Source organism: Marinobacter sp. UBA2498 (assembly GCF_002341575.1).
GTDB lineage: Bacteria > Pseudomonadota > Gammaproteobacteria > Pseudomonadales > Oleiphilaceae > Marinobacter > Marinobacter manganoxydans.
In genome coordinates this window covers 14661-15049 of sequence record NZ_DDOI01000004.1, presented here as the reverse complement: position 1 = coordinate 15049, position 389 = coordinate 14661, and the positions used below count along the sequence as shown (strand labels likewise).

Sequence of the window (389 nt, the reverse complement as noted above, 5' to 3'; positions counted from 1 at the left end):
GGTCAGGTGATGGCGCGGGTGATAGAAGTCGTAATGCTGGGCCACCCACATCTGGTGCTGGCCAACGTCACAGGCGATGACGGTGTCGTCCGGGGCAATCCGGGAGAGCTGGCGGATGAAGGCCGGGCCGGTGATCGGGGCCATCGGGTCATCGTTGTCGGCCGCATGGAAGCCGCCGGTGGTGTGCCAGGTGCGGCACTGTTTCTGCCATTCATTGATGGCCAGTGGCTCGGCCTGCAATGCGTCCGCCAGTGATTTCAGTATCTCGTTCAGGTCGCCGCGGATGGCCAGGTCGGCGTCGCGCAGTTTGTTGATTTCGGCTGCGTCGGCATCGATGTGAATCATCCTGGCGTTGGGCGCAAAGCCATCCAGTTTGCCGGTGGCGCGAT

1 pseudogene is annotated in these 389 nt (G+C 63.0%); it reads right to left on the bottom strand.

The annotated features are described in order from the left end of the window. A pseudogene (locus B2W52_RS00235) lies at window positions 1–389 on the bottom strand (acetolactate synthase large subunit); the annotation flags it as partial.